At 43.9% G+C, this 5,209-nt stretch carries 6 protein-coding genes and 1 pseudogene; 3 read left to right on the top strand and 4 right to left on the bottom strand.

The features are described 5' to 3' along the window. Positions 1-345 precede the first annotated feature (345 nt). The 3 genes from IM322_RS18095 (at position 346) to IM322_RS18085 (ending at position 3,428) form a co-directional block, all read left to right on the top strand. Positions 346-1,005 (top strand): D-glycero-alpha-D-manno-heptose-1,7-bisphosphate 7-phosphatase, encoded by a 660-nt coding sequence (locus IM322_RS18095; RefSeq protein WP_287675211.1) that lies wholly within the window; start codon positions 346-348, stop codon positions 1,003-1,005. After that, a complete protein-coding gene (locus IM322_RS18090) occupies positions 1,002-2,228 on the top strand; it encodes a glycosyltransferase family 4 protein (protein WP_287675209.1) in 1,227 nt (408 codons plus the stop codon). The genes IM322_RS18095 and IM322_RS18090 overlap by 4 nt, the downstream gene beginning before the upstream one ends. 81 nt (positions 2,229-2,309) lie before the next feature. Further along, positions 2,310-3,428 (top strand): glycosyltransferase family 4 protein, encoded by a 1,119-nt coding sequence (locus IM322_RS18085; protein ID WP_287675207.1) that lies wholly within the window; start codon positions 2,310-2,312, stop codon positions 3,426-3,428. Between the two features lie 364 nt (positions 3,429-3,792). On the opposite strand, the pseudogene IM322_RS18080 reads toward IM322_RS18085, so the two are convergent. From IM322_RS18080 to IM322_RS18065, 4 genes and pseudogenes are all read right to left on the bottom strand, one after another. Continuing rightward, a pseudogene (locus tag IM322_RS18080) lies at positions 3,793-3,948 on the bottom strand (DNA (cytosine-5-)-methyltransferase); the annotation flags it as partial. A 46-nt stretch (positions 3,949-3,994) separates the two neighbouring features. Continuing rightward, positions 3,995-4,243 (bottom strand): DUF4926 domain-containing protein, encoded by a 249-nt coding sequence (locus IM322_RS18075; protein ID WP_002789664.1) that lies wholly within the window; start codon positions 4,241-4,243, stop codon positions 3,995-3,997. A gap of 2 nt (positions 4,244-4,245) precedes the next feature. Beyond that, positions 4,246-4,575 carry a DUF6883 domain-containing protein gene (locus tag IM322_RS18070; RefSeq protein WP_149976032.1) on the bottom strand — a complete coding sequence of 110 codons (330 nt, stop codon included), beginning with the start codon at positions 4,573-4,575 and terminating at the stop codon, positions 4,246-4,248. Between the two features lie 32 nt (positions 4,576-4,607). After that, complete coding sequence (locus tag IM322_RS18065) at positions 4,608-4,862, bottom strand: hypothetical protein (RefSeq protein ID WP_287713288.1); 255 nt, start codon at positions 4,860-4,862, stop codon at positions 4,608-4,610. Between the last annotated feature and the right edge of the window lie 347 nt (positions 4,863-5,209).

Here is a 5,209-nt window from a genome sequence, read left to right as displayed (position 1 = left end):
TTCTGCTCTTTCTTCTTCTTTAAGAGCTTTTTGTAAGTTTTTCTTTTCTTCTAAATCTAGGAAATCTTTAGCTGGCATAAGTAGAATTTTTCTCAAGTTACTATTTCTATTTTAGGTGGTTTAAGTGCGTTTTAGCTTATAATCAAAAGTCCAAAGGCCTGACGGCGTATAATATGCCCTGATTGCTATACTCTGACATCTAGATAGTAAAGAGAAGCAATTTAGCCGAGAAAACTAGCACAAATCGCGACAATACCGCAAATTTTGTCTGTCCATCGGTTCAAGCTCTCGTCCCTGACAGAAGAACTGAGAATTCTAGTCCCCGACTCTAAAAAGTCCAACATAATGAATCCTTTCCCCGCAATTTCCGTCAATGACGACGACCTCAAATACCCATCTCCGCCACCTGCTGGCAATTCTGACCGCGAAAGCGAAGATAGAGCAAAAAAGAACAAAGCCTTATTTCTCGATCGAGATGGGGTAGTTATCGACTATATCCCCTACCTGAGTAAACCAGAACAGGTGAGCATTCCCGCTGGGGCAGCGGCTGCCTTAAAACAGTGGCAGGATGCTGGCTATCTGCTGATCATCATTACCAATCAATCGGGACTTGCTAGGGGCTATTTCACTTGGGATGATCTAGCGGCGATTCACGGGCGCATGATCGAGGAATACCGACAATTGGGGGTGCATTTTCACGATCTTGCCATCTGCCCGCACCATCCCGACGAAGGTTGTCTGTGCCGCAAACCCTCCCCCTATCTGCTGCTGGCCGCCGCCCACCAATACGGAATCGATTTAGCCGGCTCGTTGTTTATCGGCGATGCGGCCAGTGATCTAGAATGCGCCCTAGAAGCTGGTTGTCAGCCCGTATTGCTCTTAACAGGGCGAGGAAAAGTCACCCTTGGGGAGATCGAGAAATACCCAGTTGAGATTCCCGTGTATGGCCAACTAAAGGAAACGGTAGAATTATTGTCAAAAACCGCTGCCGAACCAGAATTATGAGAATATTAGTCCTTTTTTGCAATAACTTTCCCTATCCACCTAGTCGCGGGGCAACCGAGGGGAGAACTTTTAACCTGATCAAATGTCTTCATCAAAACCATGATGTCACCCTGTTCGCCCGTCGGGTGGAGAATGTCACGGAAACTCAGATCGAAGAACTCAAAACCTTTACCGATGATCTTGTCTTATTTCCGCCCCGGCAAATTCCCGCTCCAGGCAAGGGACTGACAAAACTAATCGGTCAAACAGGGCGCTTTCTGGAGGGAATAGTACAGATGACCCCTGCTAGTGTTCTTAGTTATCGTTCGCCGCTCATTCAAGAGCGAGTAGATGAATACGTCGAGCAGCAAAAATGTGATGTGATTCTCTGCGCTCAGAGTATCAGCGAGATTTTTGTCCGGCCGGAATACCGTCAGCGAGTCAAAACAGTAGTAGATATTCACAGTTCCGTGTACGGTTGGACACGCAATCATTTAGATAGAGGAGCCTCCGCCTATCCGCTGCGGGATTTTCTCTATCTGCCCTTACTCTATCAGTACGAAAAACGTTACTGTGCCAAGTTTTCGCAATTAGTGGCTACTACCGATTACGATCGCGAACAATTATTACAAATTCTACCAGAAGCAAAGGTGGCTATCGTGCCTAATGGCGTGGATTTAGCCATGTTTCCCTATCGTCCTCGGGATCCCGGCGGTCATAATTTGGTCTTTGTCGGTTCCATGAGTTCTACCCATAATATCGATGCCGCCCGTTTTTTTGCTTTAGAAGTCTTGCCAGTCATTCAACAGCGATATCCCGATACCACTTTAACCCTAGTGGGGGCAAACCCGGCGCCGGAAGTTCTCGAACTTGCCAAGTATCCCGGTGTGAGCGTGACGGGGACAGTTCCCTCGACAGTGGAATATTTACACCGAGGAACCGTTGGTGTGGTTCCCCTGCGGGTGGGATTGGGAATCAAGACCAAAACCCTAGAATCCATGGCCGCTGGGATTCCGATTGTAGCCAGCGATCGCGGTTTAGAGGGTTTAACGGTGGCAGCAGCGGGAATTCCCCCTAGGGCATTGCGCGCCAATAGCGTTGCTGAGTACGTTACAGCGATCGCTAGGTTGTTCGATGATCCTTCTCTGCGAGAACAACTGTCCCATAATGGCCGGGCGATGGTGGAATCGGAGTACACCTGGGAGCGAGCGGGACAAAGGTACGAGGAAATTTTGCCGGACTAATATTGTTCTTAACCCCTGAATTTCCCTCGAGACTGTTTGAGAGTTTTACCGCCATAAAAATTGATTTTTTGGAGCCTAATCATGAAAGTTTTAATAGTAGGAAATTACGTTAATGATCGGCAGATCAGTATCAATCGTTTTGTCGGTTTAGTGGAGAAAGGACTCAGACAAAAAGGACACGAAATTCGGCGAGTGCAAGCACAGCCTATTTTCGGTCAACTAAAATCCTCTCCCCAGGGACTCGGCAAGTGGTTAGGGTATATTGATAAGTTAATTATTTTCCCAGTGCAGTTACGTCAGCAGCTTGATTGGGCCGATATCGTCTGCATTTGTGATCAGGCGTTATCCTATTTAACTCCCTATCTAAAAGATTGCAAATATTTTGTGATCTGTCACGATCTGCTGGCCATTCGTTCCGCCCTAGGAGAAATTCCTGAAAATCCTACCAGTTGGACGGGAAAACAGTATCAGGCGATGATTTTGCGAGGATTCAAACAGGCTAAATATGTTGTCTGTTCTTCCGAAGCTACTCGTGCCGATGTTCTCCGTTTAACCAAAATTACCCCCGAACAAACGGAAGTGATCGAGGATTGCTTGAGTGAGGGATACGGTCCGATGACAAGAGCAGCGGCGGTAAATCTAGTGGCCAAATTTAACATTAATAGTGATTGTCCCTGGCTAATTCATGTCGGGGGCGACCAATGGTATAAAAATCGATTGGGATTGCTGAAAATATTCAAGAGGTTAATCACTTTCCCCGGTCTGGAAAATTGCCGATTGATCCTGATGGGAAAACCTTTGCTGCCGGATATGCGAGAATTTGTTAATCAGAATAACTTGTCCGCACAAGTAATCGAATTAGGAACCGTCTCTGATGAGGATCTCCGCGCCTTTTATTGCCTAGCAACTGCTTTAATTTTTCCCTCCTTTCAGGAAGGATTCGGTGTTCCCGTTATTGAAGCTCAATCCTGTGGTTGTCCCGTCTTTACCTCCAATCGTCTCCCCATGACTGTTATCGCTGATGATGCAGCCGTTTACTTCGATCCCACCGAACACGAGGCCGCCGCTACTATTATTGCAGAAAATCTTCTCGCTCCCGATCGCCTGGAAGATTTGAGGCAAAAAGGTTTTATCAATGCCACTCGCTTTACTTACGAAAGAATGCTCCAATCCTACGACCGATTATTGCCAAAATTGTAGTCTAGAGCTTTTTGGTGACTCATTATCCTGCCCACGCGATTTTAAGCGGGGAGGATATGGTTCTGGGGTTCACTTTGGCACTAGAAATCTTGCTGTAAGAGTGATCGTCCTTTTTTAAATCCTACAGTAATCATTTTTCCATAGCTCCTTTGCTTCCTTGTAGTGTTGTTTAATTGGGGTTTACTGAATAAATCTAAAAACCTTGTTGGATAATATCTTTAGGCTTTTTTGAAATCAAAAAGTGCCAGCCATTGGAGGAATCGGGGGGAAAATTAAGGCACTTTTTCCCTGAAAATTAGGTAATTGACCCCCTGAAAATGGGTAAAACCCTACACCCCACACCCCACACCCAGCCCCACGAAAAACTTTTTGCCGCAGACCCTAATTGGCACTGTGAAAAAACACAATCAGATTCTAAGTTTTGTTGGCGACAAACTTGTGCAATCGCGACTCGAAACCCTCCTAAACCACAAAAAAGGTCAACAAAACGAATTTTTTTACTATCTTTCAGGAGATTCATCGATAGTTGAGATTGTAGCGATAGGGATATTCTCTTTGATTTTAACTTATTCAACTTTCACCAAAGAGCGGACGGTAAATATTTCATTTGCTTGTAGGGGTTTAATCGCCGAAATTGGCACAGTAACTACTGAAATTGACTCACCGAGAGCGTTAAAAACTTCTAAAATTGCTCCCATTTCGCCATTGCTAGGATGGGGGATTAAATCCACTAATACTGCCACATCTCCCGATTTTAGATTGTCTTCGGGAACATCAAGACAAAGAACCACATGATCGTATAATCTAACATCCATAATTATCTATCCTTTCGGGGCTTGAGAGTAACAAACTGAAAACAGTCGTCAATGTATCGCAGTATCCATATTGTAACCACTGCTAAATTGATTCCGTTAACTCCTTCTAGCATTCCTTCAACTCGATAAAAGATACCGTATTCATTTTTACCATCTTTGATCGCATCTTCTACGGTAATTAGCTGAATAATCGCTTTTTGCAAACTGGCCGCATTATCGAGAGTAAATCCTGCTTGTGCTAAAAATTTTGATTTGTCATCTTTGTCTCTGAATACGAGAAGATAACGAGTAAGTTTATCCTCTGGAATAATTGCTTTAGATGGAATTTGCATCGCTCAATCTACTTAGTTTTCTAGCCTTTTCTTCAGCACTCATTATTTTCGAGTTTGCTCTCTAGGGATTCTAGATATGATAACTGCGGTCGATGATTAGCATTCCATGTCAGAGCTTGATCTAATTTTTCTCGAAAAGGCGATCGATTTATCCAGTCTTCGTTTACGGGAGAGCGATCGAGTAAATTTTGATAAAACTCATTCCACAGTTGACCCCATTCTTTTAGATCGATAACAACTGCTGTTTTTTCTCCTGTTTCATCGACAATATACTGAATACCTTTCATGATTTAAATTGTTGTGAGATGGACAATTATTTGTAGGATGGGTTAGCGCACTTCGTAACCCATGCGGGAGTTGGGTTTCATGCTTCAACCCAACCTAAGTTCATCTTATATTTAATTCCACCCACCTACTTAATTAATAACTATATTTCAATCGATTCACGAGAAGATATGGATTTTGCAAGTTCTTGTCTAGCATCTTCCGATAGAGGCTCTTCTAGGTTCTGTGTGAGCATGGTATAATAGTAACACAGAACAGGAGGTGGGTTATGTGGATAAATTTTGAGCAACTCCTCGATTTACCAAATGTAACAGTGGTCAATTATCAAAAAATTGAGCAGACAATTTTC

The organism is Microcystis sp. M109S1 (assembly GCF_020247025.1).
GTDB lineage: Bacteria > Cyanobacteriota > Cyanobacteriia > Cyanobacteriales > Microcystaceae > Microcystis.
This window is presented reverse-complemented; position numbering and strand designations above follow the sequence as displayed.